Source organism: Ruegeria arenilitoris (assembly GCF_013035315.1).
GTDB lineage: Bacteria > Pseudomonadota > Alphaproteobacteria > Rhodobacterales > Rhodobacteraceae > Ruegeria > Ruegeria arenilitoris_D.
Genome location: NZ_WQHP01000005.1, coordinates 362,014 through 375,317 on the forward strand (window position 1 = coordinate 362,014; position 13,304 = coordinate 375,317).

General features: G+C 54.2%; 11 protein-coding genes and 1 tRNA gene. 3 read left to right on the forward strand and 9 right to left on the reverse strand.

The features are described 5' to 3' along the window. Positions 1-326: 326 nt before the first annotated feature. From GOV53_RS13605 to GOV53_RS13625, 5 genes are all read right to left on the reverse strand, one after another. A complete protein-coding gene (locus tag GOV53_RS13605) occupies positions 327-1,202 on the reverse strand; it encodes a hypothetical protein (protein ID WP_217361251.1) in 876 nt (291 codons plus the stop codon). A gap of 12 nt (positions 1,203-1,214) precedes the next feature. Further along, positions 1,215-2,312, reverse strand: a complete 1,098-nt coding sequence (locus tag GOV53_RS13610; protein ID WP_170467460.1) for a Gfo/Idh/MocA family protein — start codon at positions 2,310-2,312, stop codon at positions 1,215-1,217. 605 nt (positions 2,313-2,917) lie between these two features. Then, positions 2,918-3,577, reverse strand: coding sequence for a haloacid dehalogenase-like hydrolase (locus GOV53_RS13615; protein ID WP_170467461.1), 660 nt, complete (start codon positions 3,575-3,577; stop codon positions 2,918-2,920). A gap of 5 nt (positions 3,578-3,582) precedes the next feature. Continuing rightward, the gene (locus GOV53_RS13620) at positions 3,583-4,440 is read right to left on the reverse strand and encodes a hypothetical protein (protein WP_170467463.1); all 858 of its coding nucleotides are present in this window, start codon (positions 4,438-4,440) and stop codon (positions 3,583-3,585) included. 342 nt (positions 4,441-4,782) lie between these two features. Further along, positions 4,783-5,916 (reverse strand): aminotransferase class I/II-fold pyridoxal phosphate-dependent enzyme, encoded by a 1,134-nt coding sequence (locus tag GOV53_RS13625; RefSeq protein ID WP_170467466.1) that lies wholly within the window; start codon positions 5,914-5,916, stop codon positions 4,783-4,785. Between the two features lie 154 nt (positions 5,917-6,070). On the opposite strand from GOV53_RS13625, the gene GOV53_RS13630 reads away from it, so the two are divergent. Beyond that, the gene (locus GOV53_RS13630) at positions 6,071-7,816 is read left to right on the forward strand and encodes a GMC oxidoreductase (protein ID WP_170467468.1); all 1,746 of its coding nucleotides are present in this window, start codon (positions 6,071-6,073) and stop codon (positions 7,814-7,816) included. A 163-nt stretch (positions 7,817-7,979) separates the two neighbouring features. On the opposite strand, the gene GOV53_RS13635 is transcribed toward GOV53_RS13630, so the two are convergent. Next, positions 7,980-8,055: transfer RNA gene (locus GOV53_RS13635), tRNA-Lys, on the reverse strand. Between the two features lie 211 nt (positions 8,056-8,266). On the opposite strand from GOV53_RS13635, the gene dapF reads away from it, so the two are divergent. Further along, entirely contained in the window at positions 8,267-9,109 is an 843-nt protein-coding gene (dapF, locus tag GOV53_RS13640) for a diaminopimelate epimerase (protein WP_170467471.1), read from the forward strand. Continuing rightward, positions 9,106-10,362 (forward strand): tRNA (N(6)-L-threonylcarbamoyladenosine(37)-C(2))-methylthiotransferase MtaB, encoded by a 1,257-nt coding sequence (gene mtaB / locus GOV53_RS13645; RefSeq protein ID WP_170467473.1) that lies wholly within the window; start codon positions 9,106-9,108, stop codon positions 10,360-10,362. Before dapF ends, mtaB begins: the two co-directional genes overlap by 4 nt. 141 nt (positions 10,363-10,503) lie before the next feature. Here the strand turns inward: mtaB and GOV53_RS13650 are convergent, their stop codons facing one another. From GOV53_RS13650 to petA, 3 genes are read right to left on the reverse strand one after another with little or no spacing between them, the layout of a single operon-like run. Then, positions 10,504-11,289, reverse strand: a complete 786-nt coding sequence (locus GOV53_RS13650) for a cytochrome c1 (RefSeq protein WP_170426044.1) — start codon at positions 11,287-11,289, stop codon at positions 10,504-10,506. A gap of 18 nt (positions 11,290-11,307) precedes the next feature. Further along, complete coding sequence (gene petB, locus GOV53_RS13655; RefSeq protein ID WP_170426046.1) at positions 11,308-12,639, reverse strand: cytochrome b; 1,332 nt, start codon at positions 12,637-12,639, stop codon at positions 11,308-11,310. Positions 12,640-12,653: 14 nt separating this feature from the next. Continuing rightward, a complete protein-coding gene (petA, locus tag GOV53_RS13660; protein ID WP_170467475.1) occupies positions 12,654-13,238 on the reverse strand; it encodes a ubiquinol-cytochrome c reductase iron-sulfur subunit in 585 nt (194 codons plus the stop codon). Positions 13,239-13,304 lie beyond the last annotated feature (66 nt).

Below are 13,304 nucleotides of genomic sequence, written 5' to 3' on the forward strand. Positions count from 1 at the left end.
ACCTAAGTATCGGTTTCATTGATCTGAAAAAAATGAGGCATAGGAAACAGCTGGTCACCGCTTGTTTCTGGCTTTTCAAGATTAGTCAGGAATCATCGGCGCTTAGCGTTCTGGCCCTTAGACCGGTTTTAGTACCTGCGCTATGGTTGAAAATCACAACGTCAGAGCGCAAAGAATTGCGCATCGGGTTTCGGCCAAACCCACCAAGTATGCACGCTCCCGGTTCAAAAAACGCAATTGTATCGGGCATGCCTTATTGTTTGCAAAAGTTTGACAATAAGGACATCAGAAGTGTCGGAACGGCCGAGTAGCTTGACGCGCTCAATTCAAGCATTGCGTCGCCCGCCAATGTATTTGTCAACCAACGCCTTTGTCCCACGAATATTTCCCGCGCTTGAAGCCCCAAACACAATCGATTCAACGCCCGGGAGCTCTGATATCCAGTGGATTGCTTCATCTGCTGGGATCGCCCCAGAGGCATAAACAGACATAGCGACAGCCCGCACACGTCCGGATTTCAATGCTTCAAGATAGGCATCATATCCGCCAGACATACGGAAGCCGATCTTGTTGATATTCGAACAGATTATTGGGCGTTCAATGCCCTGCTTTTCTAGTATATCAAGAAGCAGGGGCATGTTCATTGTGATATAAGCAGGCTCAGCGCCGTATTTCTCTTGGATGTGATCGTGGAAAATTCGGAAAGCCCGATGGAACCCCACGCCAATCAACAAATCAGCAAAGACGTTCTGTATGAAAACAACAGGAGTTTTTGCTCCAGTGAACATCTTCATCTCCATATCAATCATTGCCCTGGCGATGCCATCCATTTCTTTTGAAGCTAGGGCTTTTGTCCCCGCAAGCGCGGTTGCAAACAGACCATCATTAGGCATGAGGTATCTTATGGCCCCCAACATACCGTGGTCAGTTACGGCGTTGGCGTATTTATGCGCGTAGGGCATACAGGGGTAGAACTGGAAATCGCTGTAACGAACGGGATCGGCTCGAACACGATCAGCTACTTCTGAAATCTGATCGTGGGTCGTACACATGAAAGTGCGAATACCCGCATCATAGGCGACATCCAGAACATCCATAATCGCGTCAGTTCTCTGAAAACGCATTGCTTGCGATCGCGCTTTTTCTTCGGACATGTGGTTGACGCCAAAAAACTGATTATCGCCGAAAAGCAACTTATCCACGTCATGCACTCCTTAAAGACGAAACCATCCACGCCTTTTCGCGGGTGCGGGCTGCGTGACAATCGGGGCTTCCCCAACAGGCATACCGGTGTCGGCATTGGCCAATATCATCGACATGGTTTTGTCGGTTTCGGTGGCAGAAGCAAAATCGTTTAAAATGAGGTCTGGTTTTCCTTGGGCCACAGCGGTGATAAATCCGTCAAGCTGGGCTGAGTATTCTTCCCCTCGCAGATAGAACCACACGTCGTCCGTAAGCTCTGTCGTATATCTGACATTCCAGCCTTTGGTATAAGTCGGCAATTCAGGATCAGCATTTCGCAGATAAAGCTGACACTCCTGACGGTCAGCGAAAAGGCGTCCATTGGTTCCAATCATTGTGATCTTCGTCGACATTTTTCGATGGCTCTCGTCGGACCAGTTGACTGAAAGCTGTGCCGTGGCTCCATTGTCCCATCGTAAGGTCGACATCACTTGATCATCTGCATCCTCTGAGAAAACGCGCGTGAGAAATGAGCCGGAAACCTGCGTCGGAGTACCAAAGTACCAGTTCAAAAGGTTCAAAGGGTGAGCCGCATAATCATAAAGGCAGCCGCCGCCTTCGGAATTGTCAGTGCGCCATGTGCTACGCCGATGGCGCAGTACTACGGGTCCATAAGCTTCGGCCTGCACATGTGTGATATTACCCAGTGCTCCGGAATTCAGGATTCTCCTGACTTCCTGGAACGCGCCGACATATCTGTAGTGATAGCCAACCTGCGTGACGACGCCCTTGTCTTTCGCCAACTCCGCCAAACGGAGGCTATCCTGCCAGTTAAGGCAAAACGGTTTTTCGCAAAAGACGTGCAAACCTTTTTCTAAGGCAGCCGAGGCCATGGACGCATGCAGACGTGACGGGGTCGCGATGACGACCGCATCCAAATCCTGAGTGGCAAGCATCTTTGCGTAGTCACTGTGAATTGTAACTTGCGCGTTCTTTTTCAGCACATCGCTGATGAATCTGGAATCATCACAGGCTACCGCATTGGCCATCGGATGCACATTGGCTATGGCATAGTGTGACAAGCCCATTTTACCCAGGCCAACAACGGCAATGTTGATTTTGTCCGTCATTCTCCAGTGCACCTCAAACTCATTAAAAAAATTGACGCATGTCGCCACGAAGGTTGCACAAACGTAGACAATTCCAGTGTCGTACACCACTGGGCGAAATTCAAATTGCAATGCCAGTACTTTTTGACGCAGTGGATCTTCAAATGGGTATGGGTGCCTCGACAATTATTCAGAATGAACCGGAACAACTTGAAGTTCTTTGTTACCAACGCTGTTACATGCTCAATTTGTTGGTGCGACAGTAAATTGAAGTCTGCAATTGCAGCGTCAGAATAGGCTCAGACGTCGCGTTGACAGCGCTAACTTCAATAAACGCAACTCGATTAGACGAAACACACAAAATCGGCAACAGTTTGAAACCACCCCAGCGTTATGTTTCTGAATTCGAAACACTCTTAGGCAGAATCACTCACATGAAGCCACATCCAATGGCGACGCCAAAGGCTCATCGACATGAAGCTTGGGCAATACCTTCGATCACCCTTGATCGAAAAGACAAATAGCAAACGCATATCGGTTGGGGTTGACGCGCGCATCAAACGGCCGCTGGACCAGACCATTGAGTTTGTGCACATCACCCAGCATCTGCTGCTTAATAAAGGCCGCTAACGTTTGGCAAAGGCCCTTTCGTATCGGGCGTCAGGCCAGACGCACAGCAGACCGTTACTGACCCGTGCCAACAGTTCGGCGTCATCTTCGTGGTCCGTCACCACCGTGGCATCATCCAATTGTCCAGCATCAAAATACGCTTCGGCATTCGCAAGCTTGCCTGCGCGGCGCCACTTCCAGCCGGAACTTAGGGATGCTGCTGCAAGCTCAGGTCGGGTTCCGGGGTAGCATTGCAGTAAGGGCGCGATAATAGCTTCGTAACCATTTGAGAAAACGACAATTCGCGCTGGTCGAGCCTTATCTATTAGGTCCTCAAGTGCTGTGTTGGCGAAAGTGCGACCAAGCTTTGGAGCGATGCGTGCCCAACTACGAAGGGTCCATGGCATCAACGTCGCGATGGCCATCACACGAAGCCAATCACGATAGTCTCGCGCCCGTCGCCGCCCGCCAATGATCCTCCACGGGCGTGTCAAATCTAGACCGCGCAAGATTGCCGCTGCCAAAGGAGCAGGACGCGCATGGGCCAGAAAGCACTCGGTGGAATTGCGCAGCCAAAGTGTTTCATCGAAATCGACGATAAGCAGCTTGCCCGCAGCTTTTTCCATGGCATATGTGAGCTTTTGAGGAGAAGCAGTTTCGTAGAGGGGACGCTGCATCACCATTAACTGTCCATACGACCTGAAGACGACCATTTGTCGTGTTGCACATGCTGCATCTCACGTACCACTTTTCTTGTTTGCGAGAACCCTCGCAGGCAGAGCCACCCCAGAATAGTGCCCCCTTGAATAAGGTAGCTTTCGCTCAGATTGGATGGCAACAACAATAGCCAGATCGACAAGAATGAGAGTATTCGCAACACTTTAGATGGAAGTCCTACAAGGCCACTGCGTCCGTATCGGTACACGATGTATGGCACCCAACGGCGCAGGCATTGCGCAAATATGAGGGCTGCTCCCGCAGCGGGCAGGTAAAAGAACACCAACGGAAACCCGTACTTCAGGATCTGTAACGGTAAATAGACCAATACGCGGCTCAACTTATCGATACGGTTGTACGCATAATACACCGCCCGAAGACAACCCAGTAAAGCGATCCAAGTAAGCAGGTAAAAGAGTACAAATAGCCCGGCTGCTTTGGGTTCTGTAACCCACGCAACCAGCAATGCCCCAGGAGCCGCAAACACCACCGCCCACAACCAAGCCTGGCGTTCGGAGAAGTACGTTGCGGCCCTGTCAAAGCCAGGCGTTACCTTGGCTTCATGTTCAAAGCTTGCCGACACGGCGTCGTTTTCGAAGTAGCCGATCTCGTAGACGGTCCAGAAAGAAATGTGGAAGAAAAAAATGGCTAGGGCGACGCTGATTGGATCCGATGAAAATGGCACGAATGCCAACAGAACCAACAGCAAATCATCGCCAAGATTGTCGAGAAAAAACGGTAGGCCGGTGGACTTGTTACGTTTGAAACGAAACGAGTAGTCTAGCGGAACATACCTGCGCGGACTTATTGCATTTTTATCCATAAAGAACCTTTTACCGAGACATTAGACGCACACGCATATCAATCACTATTCATTTGTATTTTGACGACTCTACGATTTTTTGACGTGCTCGCAAAACAGATCAAGTTTCGACATAAGACTGCTGCCGCTTTTGCGAGTAGATGCTGGTTCCCTAAATCGTTGGAAGCAGCACATTGCTTTCAGAATTGAAAAAGGACAGTTTTGAAGTCTCGATACCGTTTTGGATGTCGACTGCATTTCAGTTCAGGCCGCAGGAAGGTGCTTTGCGCATCAACTTTGGCCCCATTCAACCTAGATACCTACTTTCACAATCTCGCAAGCCAATGCCTGAGGCGCATGAAATTATCCTTTGGAAAAATCGCGCGCGACCATTCTTACCAATGCGAGTGGATATCGCTCTCCAATCCCGACCCGGCAACTGCGCCGCAAAATATCCAGTGTTCGCGGGCACATGTCCGGAGCATATTCGATCGGTCGCTGCGCCCATGCCCAAGGATCGACCTTTGGATGGAAGGTCCTTTTTTCCAGGATCGGATCCCAGTTTGAATAAACGTGCTTAGTGCTGTCAAAAACACGGCTAACCCCGCGGCGTTCAGCAAAAGCCTCGGCTTCCTTTTCCGTATCAAATGTAACGACGACACCAAGTGCATTGTCGGGGTCATTTTGTGGAGCGAGGGGGAAGCGACCTTTTTCTAGCGCTTCTGTCACTACCTCGTATCGCCGCTTCATACGTGAGATAACGCGGTGCAGTGTAGACAGTTGTGTATTCATCATGGCACCAGAAATCTCGTTTGCCCGCAGGTTCAGCCCAATGAACAAAGGAGAGGGTTCGGCAAACGCATCATTCCGATAGGAAATCCCGATGTCGTGGTAGTTAAACGCACGAAAGTAGTCGTGATCGCTGCTTAACAAAACTGCGCCGCTTTCGCCGATGGTTATGTTTTTGTGCTGATTGAAACTGAAGGCGCCAGCGTCGCCAATTGCTCCGCAGTGCTGACCCCTGTACTTTATCCCGACGGCCTGGCACGCATCCTCTACAACCAATAGACCGTGCTTCTTCGCGGTTTTAAGTATTGAGTCCATGTTGCACGGGCGGTTGCTCATGTGCACTGGCAAAATCGCCCGTGTGTAGTGTGAAATTTTGTTTTCTATGTCCTTTGGATCAATCGCCAGAGTCTCATCAATTTCGACCAGAATTGGCACCGCCCCAACGTGGACGACTGCCGCCGCGCTTGCCATCCATGTATATGCGGGAACCAGCACCTCATCACCGGGCCCGACACCTAAAGATGCAAGGGCCACGGTAAGGGCCGAGGTTCCGCTGTTAACCATCAGCGTTTGTTTAGCACCGGTCAGTTCGGACAATCGTCGCTCAAAACGACGACAATATTGGCCAGACCCAGAGTTTCGAAGCAGATCACCCCGAGCGATTGCTGTTCCCGCTGCCAACCACTCTCTAAATCCCAAACGCTGCACGCGACCGTCCCCCTATCCCTGGTTTCGTATTGCCGTGCGAAGGTTTACGGATCGCTAAAAACATGTTCTCAATATTCATCTCTAATTTACTCGCAAAATTCACCAAGTAACTTTTTCCAACCGCGCCAGAAAAAAAGCGCTCCTACACAACATTATGGAAATTATTCAACTTCAAGAAGTACCGCATGATCAGGTGATTCGAACAGACGTACTGATCGTCGGCGGCGGAGCCTGCGGTTTGACCATTGCCCGAGAGTTGATCGGGTCAGGTCTGAATGTGGTCGTGGCTGAAAGCGGTCTGCAACAAGAAACACCTGAACATTCAGCGCTCAACACCGTGGACATGCCCGATGCAGTTCGATCCCAAGCTCGGGCCAATTTCAATTCAGGTCTCGCGACACATTGGGATCAAGACAGCCAGCCATTCGGCGTCCGGTGTCGCGGCCTCGGTGGGTCCACATTGGCGTGGGCTGGGAAGTCTGCAGCTTTCAGCGAAATCGACTATCAGCAGCGGGAATGGGTTACCGGCTCGGGCTGGCCGATTTCACAGCGCGAGCTTGCACCATTTATCGAGCGAGCCGGACAAATACTAAACCTTGGTCCACAGGTATACGACTCTGCTTTGTGGGAGCTTTTAGGGACGACTCCGGCGCAACCTTCAATCGACCCAACGATATTCGAGGATTGTTTCTGGCAGTTTTCGCGTAGCCGAGAAAACCCTCTCGACCTTTTGCGAATGGGGAGCGAATTCGCCAATTTGACCGCCAAAAACGTGCGTGTTCTGCTCAACGCTACTGCAACGAAAATAAACGTCGATACTACCGGAACCCGTTTCGAAAGCGTGAGTTTTGCAACGCTGTCGCCAGAAATCCGTAATGTTACAATCCATGCGGAAAGATGCGTCCTGTCAGCAGGAGCAATCGAAAATGCAAGGTTGCTACTGGTATCCAACGATGTTCACCCAAATGGCTTGGGCAACCGTTTCGACTTGGTCGGACGCTATCTTTGTGACCATCTACAGGCGGAACTCGGTTATTTTGACACCTCTGATGCACAGAGAATGACGCAGCGATTTGGCTTTTTTGGCCTCCCCGCGGGTGGGCGCACGCATATGTACTCTAGTGGGCTTGCAACCTCCCCGGCAATTCAGCGAACCGAAAGGCTGTTAAACGGCGCCATCTTTTTTCTGGAGGAACGCTCTCAGGAAGATCCGGTCAGTGCGTTAGGTCGGTTATTGGGCGGCAAGAGCCAATCCAGATTGCAGGACGTGATGTTTGTGGCGCGAAGCCCGGTTTTTGCTCTTAAGGCCGCTGGAATGAAAGCACTGAGTAGCGGAAAGCTCCCCAAATCCGTTCGCAATCAGATCACCGAAGCTGCTGCTGCACTCTTTCCAAATTCCTCTGTCCGCGAATTTCGTTATCGAGGGCTCCCACACAAGCTGGATGGCATCGTGGCTCATGCGATAATCGAACAAGCGCCCAATCCTGAAAACAGAGTCGTGCTTTCAGATCGTCAAGATCAACTGGGACAACACCTACCCAAGGTAAACTGGTCGACCGGTTTTGAAGAGCGCCACACACTGCTTCAAATGGGGAAGAACTTTGTATCCGAGTTTAAGAAATGCGGCTTACCGCCCCCTCAGACTTCCGACTGGCTGCGCAATGGAAAGCCGGATCAGGCGGATATGTTTGATGTCGGGCACACCATGGGGACCACGCGAATGTCACTGTCACCAAAGGAAGGGGTCGTTACACCTGATTTGAGAATTCGAGATATTGACGGACTTTATGCTGCCGGCGGTTCCGTTATGCCAACGACGGGACACGCAAATCCAACGCTTATGATGATGTCCCTATCGATTCGCCTTGCAGATCACTTAAAGCAAAAGGGCGCTTCTTAGGCTGGTTACTCGTTTCGCAGTTGTTCAGGATGGGTCCATTCCCAAGCGGTGAACGGACGAACGATCCAACATTTTCTCTCGGCTGAGTTCAGATCCCTACATACAACGAATGCGAGGGCGCTTCTTTGATCACTTTGTAGCAAGGATGGATAATTACAAAAAGTGGTGAGCCGTGCAGGATTCGAACCTGCGACCCACTGATTAAAAGTCAGTTGCTCTACCAACTGAGCTAACGGCCCACTCTTTTGTTGGATCTTTTCGATCCGTGGCGCTCTTTAAGGCATTTTCCCGACTGGGTTCAAGACCTTATTTTGCACCTCGTTTCGCCAGAGTAATCAGTGTTTCCGGCGACCCGATAGGCGGCCTAATTAGGCAGGTGGCGCGGGGGGGTCAACCCCTTTTTTAAGGAATCTTCGCCGCAGGGTGGATTCCTTTCCTGACCATCGTTATATGCCCGCCATGCAACAGACACACGACACCGGTTTGCCCTTCATGAAGATGCACGGGCTGGGCAATGACTTTGTCATTGTAGATGCGCGTGCACAGCCAATCGAGATCACTCCGGGCCTGGCGCGGGGAATCGGTCATCGGCAATTTGGGGTCGGCTTCGACCAATTGGCCGTAATCGAAAACGGCGAAGCGGACGCTCATCTGGTGTTCTACAATTCGGATGGCTCCACCTCTGCGGCCTGCGGGAATGCCACGCGATGTATTGCGCGGTTCCTGATGCAGGAAACGGGGAAATCCGAACTTACACTGACGACCGAGCGCGGCACATTATACGCATCGGACGCCGGAGACGGCCTGACCTCGGTCAACATGGGGCAGCCGCAGCTGACCTGGAACGAAGTTCCGCTGGCTGAAGAGGTCGACACGCTGGAGTTGCCGATCGAAGGCGCACCGACGGCGACCGGGATGGGCAATCCGCACTGCACATTCTTTGTCGAAGATGCCGAAACGATCCCGCTGACGGAATTCGGCTCACGTTACGAGCATCACCCGCTATATCCCGAACGCACCAATGTGCAGGTCGCGCAGATCATCGGCCCGGATCATATCCGCATGCGCGTGTGGGAACGGGGTGTAGGGATCACTCTGGCATCGGGTTCTTCTTCCTGCGCCACAGCCGTTGCGGCCGCGCGCCGTGGACTAACCGGGCGCAAAGTGCAGATTGAGTTGGACGGCGGAACGATCTGGATTGACTGGCGTGACGACGGTGTCTGGATGACTGGCCCGACCTGCCACGTCTTCAACGGCACACTGACGCCAGAGTTCCTGGAGAGCCTGGGATGAGTGCCCCCAAGTTCACCACTTTGGGCTGCCGCCTGAACGCCTATGAGACCGAGGCGATGAAAGAGCTGTCGCAACAGGCAGGCCTCAGCAACGCGGTTGTGGTCAACACCTGCGCGGTAACGGCCGAGGCCGTGCGCAAGGCCCGGCAAGAGATACGCAAGCTACGCCGCGAAAACCCCGATGCACGGCTGATCGTGACGGGCTGCGCCGCCCAGACCGAGCCTGAGACCTTTAGCCAAATGGCAGAAGTCGACGCAGTCATCGGCAACACCGAGAAGATGCAGCCCGACACCTGGAAAGGAATGGCCGCGGATTTCATCGGACAGACCGAGGCGGTTCAGGTCGATGACATCATGTCCGTCACGGAAACCGCCGGACACCTGATCGACGGCTTTGGGACCCGTTCGCGGGCCTATGTGCAGGTCCAGAACGGCTGTGATCACCGCTGCACCTTCTGCATCATTCCCTATGGCCGCGGTAACTCACGCAGCGTGCCTGCCGGCGTCGTGGTGGATCAGATCAAACGCCTGGTGGGCCGCGGTTACAACGAAGTCGTTCTGACCGGTGTTGACCTGACCTCATGGGGGGCCGACCTGCCCGCTCAGCCCAAGCTGGGTGATCTGGTCATGCGGATTCTCAAACTGGTGCCCGATCTGCCACGCCTGCGGATCAGCTCAATCGACTCGATAGAAGTGGATGAGAACCTGATGCAGGCGATCGCGACCGAGCCGCGCCTGATGCCTCATCTGCATCTGTCACTGCAACATGGTGACGACCTGATCTTGAAACGGATGAAACGCCGCCACCTGCGCGACGACGCCATCCGCTTTACCGAAGAGGCCCGCAAGCTGCGCCCCGAGATGACCTTTGGCGCCGACATCATCGCGGGCTTCCCAACCGAAACGGACGCGCATTTCGAAAACTCGCTAAAGCTTGTGAGTGATTGCGACCTGACCTGGCTGCACGTCTTCCCCTATTCCAAGCGCGAAGGCACCCCTGCAGCCCGGATACCGCAGCAGATCGACGGCACCATCATCAAAGACCGCGCTGCCCGCCTGCGTGCAGCGGGTGAAGCACAGGTTGCAAAGCACCTGCAGGCTCAGAACGGCAAAACTCATCACATCCTGATGGAGAACCCACATATGGGCCGAACCGAGCAATTCACCGAGGTCGCGTTCAACACCCCCCAGCCCGAGGGTCAGATCGTGACAGCAACGATCACCGGACACTCCGCGACCCAACTGAAAGCCTGATCCGCTCTTCATCTGGCCAAAAATACCTCGGGGTTGAATTGGCCGCAGGCCAAGAACGGGCTGGCCCCTTCACCCCGCTAACAAGAAAAAACCCCCGCAGCCGGATGGCGCGGGGGTTTTCAATTCAGTCTGCACGCGGACTTAGTGCTGGCGCTTACCTTTCACACCGGCCCACAGGCGCTTGTTGACCAAGTACAGCAGCACCGACAGGACCGACAGGAAGATCACACCGACGAAGCCCGAGTATTTGCGCTCCATCATCTTCGGTTCAGCGGTCCACATCAGGAAGGCCGCGATGTCCTCGGACATGGCTTCAACGGTGGCCGGATGACCATCGGTGAATTCAACCTGATCCTCGGCCAGAGGTGGCGCCATCGAAATCCAGCCTCCGGGGAAGGCCTTGTTTTCGTACAGGATGGTGCCTGCCTCTTCTTTCTCTTCACCGGTGTAGCCGTCCAGCAGCGAGGCGATGTACTCCGCACCACCCATACCTTTGAACAGCTGGTTGATCCCCAGGCCATAGGGCCCGTGGAAGCCAGCGCGGGCCTTGGCCATCAGGCTCAGGTCCGGTGCGCCAACACCGGTGTTTGCCGGGAAGTGGTCGGTCGGGATCGCCGGGCGGAAATCGTCCAACTCGGGATCAAACACCTCGAAGTTGCCCGCCGCGTAGGCGATAACTTCTTCTTCGGAATAGCCCAGCGCTTCGAGATCACGCAGAGGGACATATTGCAGGCCGTGGCAGGCTGCGCAGACCTCTGTATAGACCTGAAGACCGCGCTGCAGCTGGTTTTGATCCCAGGTGCCAAACGGACCTTCAAACGAAAAGTCGAAGTCTTCGATGTGCTGTTCGCCGCCACCTGCTGCGAAGGACGCAGCAGGGGTAAGGGCCAAAGCAAACGCGGCACCGATTGCAAGTTTCTTGAACATGGTTTCCGGTCCCTCTTCTTACTCGGCCGGCGTGGCTTCGGCGTCAGCCTTGCCATAATGCGCGTTGAAGTCTTCTTCGATGGTCTCGGGCTGCGGCAGCGGCTTCTCGATGACGCCGAGGATCGGCAGGATCACAAAGAAGTAAGCGAACCAGTAAGCCGACGCGATCAGCGAGAAGGTCGCATAGGGCTCTTCCGCGGGCATCGCACCCAGCCACATCAGGGCAAAGAAGTCGATGATCAGCAGGTAGAACCACCATTTGAACATCGGACGATACTTACCCGAACGCACGGTCGAGGTGTCCAGCCAGGGCGCCAGCGCCATCGCCAGGATCGCACCGAACATCGCAATCACACCAAAGAACTTGGCGTCGATAATGCCGCCAGTGATGAAGCTGGCAAACTGAACAACCCAGACCTCACCGGTGAAGGCGCGCAGGATCGCGTAGAACGGCAAGAAGTACCATTCGGGCACGATGTGTGCAGGCGTGACCAGCGGGTTCGCTTCGATGTAGTTGTCCGGGTGGCCCAGGTAGTTCGGCATAAAGCCGACAACGGCCCAGAACACGACCAGGATCACGGCCAGCGCGAACAGGTCCTTGATCACGAAGTACGGCCAGAACGGCAGGGTGTCTTTCTCGGCATCGGCTTTCGAGGTGCGGCGCACTTCAACACCTGTGGGGTTGTTGTTGCCGGTGGTGTGGAAAGCCCAGATATGCACGATGACCAGCGCCGCGATAACAAACGGCAGCAGATAGTGCAGCGAGAAGAAGCGGTTCAGCGTGGCGTTATCCACCGCGGGTCCGCCCAGCAGCCAGGTCTGGATTGCATCACCCACGAACGGGATTGCACCAAACAGGCCGGTGATAACGGTCGCACCCCAGAAGGACATCTGACCCCAAGGCAGAACGTAGCCCATGAAAGCAGTGCCCATCATCATCAGATAGATCAGCATACCGATGATCCACGTGATCTCACGCGGGGCTTTGTACGAACCGTAGTACAGGCCGCGGAACATGTGAATGTAGACCGCAACAAAGAACAGCGACGCGCCGTTCATGTGCAGATAGCGGATAAAGTAGCCGCCATTCACGTTACGCATGATGTGTTCGACGCTGGCAAAGGCCAGGTCAACATGCGGGGTGTAGTGCATTACCAGAACGATACCGGTGATGATTTGCAGCGCCAGGCAGAACGCCAGGACGATGCCCCAGATCCACCACCAGTTCAGGTTCTTGGGGGTGGGGATCATGATGGTGTCGTAAATCAGGCCGACGATGGGCAGGCGGCTGTTCAGCCACTTCTCGCCGTTTGTCTTCGGCTCGTAATGATCGTGGGGAATTCCGGACATAAGTTAGGTCTCCCTTAGCCGAGCTTGATGGTGCTGTTATCCACCCATTCCGCAGGCGGAACAGGCAGGTTTTCAGGTGCGGGGCCTTTGCGGATACGTCCGGCCAAATCATAGTGCGATCCGTGGCAGGGGCAAAACCAGCCGCCAAAGTCTCCGGCATCGCCCAAAGGCACGCAGCCCAAGTGCGTACAGACGCCCATCTGGACCAGCCATGCGCCGGGTGCTTCGCCTTCGGGCGAGGGCATCACGCGGTTGGCGTCGGTCGCAGGTGCATCTGCTGCCAGATTCAGGTTACGCGCCAGCGGATCCGGCAGAGCAGCAACGCCCTCGGCGTCCTGTTCCTGTGCTTCGGTAATCTCGGCACCGGTGCGGTGACGGATAAACACAGGTTTACCCAACCATTTCACGGTCAGCTGTGTACCGGGTTCAACGCCGCTCACATCCACGCGGATCGAGGACAGCGCCTGAACGTCTGCCGATGGGTTCATTTGGTTGATCAGGGGCCATACGGCTGCACCCGTCGCAACGACACCTGCGCCGCCTGCGACGTAGTAGAGGAAATCTCTGCGGGTGCCTTCGTGGTCTTCTGCGTGGGACACGAGGTTTTCTCCGATTCCGGCGCCCGGAGGATACCGGGCAAACATGCATCAGCACCGCATCAAAGC

Bases quoted from the DNA above. Each gene is read 5' to 3' on its own strand.
- mtaB (WP_170467473.1), top strand. From the start codon at position 9,106: ATGAGTGCCCCCAAGTTCACCACTTTGGGCTGCCGCCTGAACGCCTAT.
- petB (WP_170426046.1), bottom strand. From the start codon at position 12,639: ATGTCCGGAATTCCCCACGATCATTACGAGCCGAAGACAAACGGCGAG.
- GOV53_RS13620 (WP_170467463.1), bottom strand. From the start codon at position 4,440: ATGGATAAAAATGCAATAAGTCCGCGCAGGTATGTTCCGCTAGACTAC.
- GOV53_RS13610 (WP_170467460.1), bottom strand. From the start codon at position 2,312: ATGACGGACAAAATCAACATTGCCGTTGTTGGCCTGGGTAAAATGGGC.
- GOV53_RS13650 (WP_170426044.1), bottom strand. From the start codon at position 11,289: ATGTTCAAGAAACTTGCAATCGGTGCCGCGTTTGCTTTGGCCCTTACC.
- GOV53_RS13615 (WP_170467461.1), bottom strand. From the start codon at position 3,577: ATGCAGCGTCCCCTCTACGAAACTGCTTCTCCTCAAAAGCTCACATAT.
- GOV53_RS13630 (WP_170467468.1), top strand. From the start codon at position 6,071: ATGGAAATTATTCAACTTCAAGAAGTACCGCATGATCAGGTGATTCGA.
- dapF (WP_170467471.1), top strand. From the start codon at position 8,267: ATGCCCGCCATGCAACAGACACACGACACCGGTTTGCCCTTCATGAAG.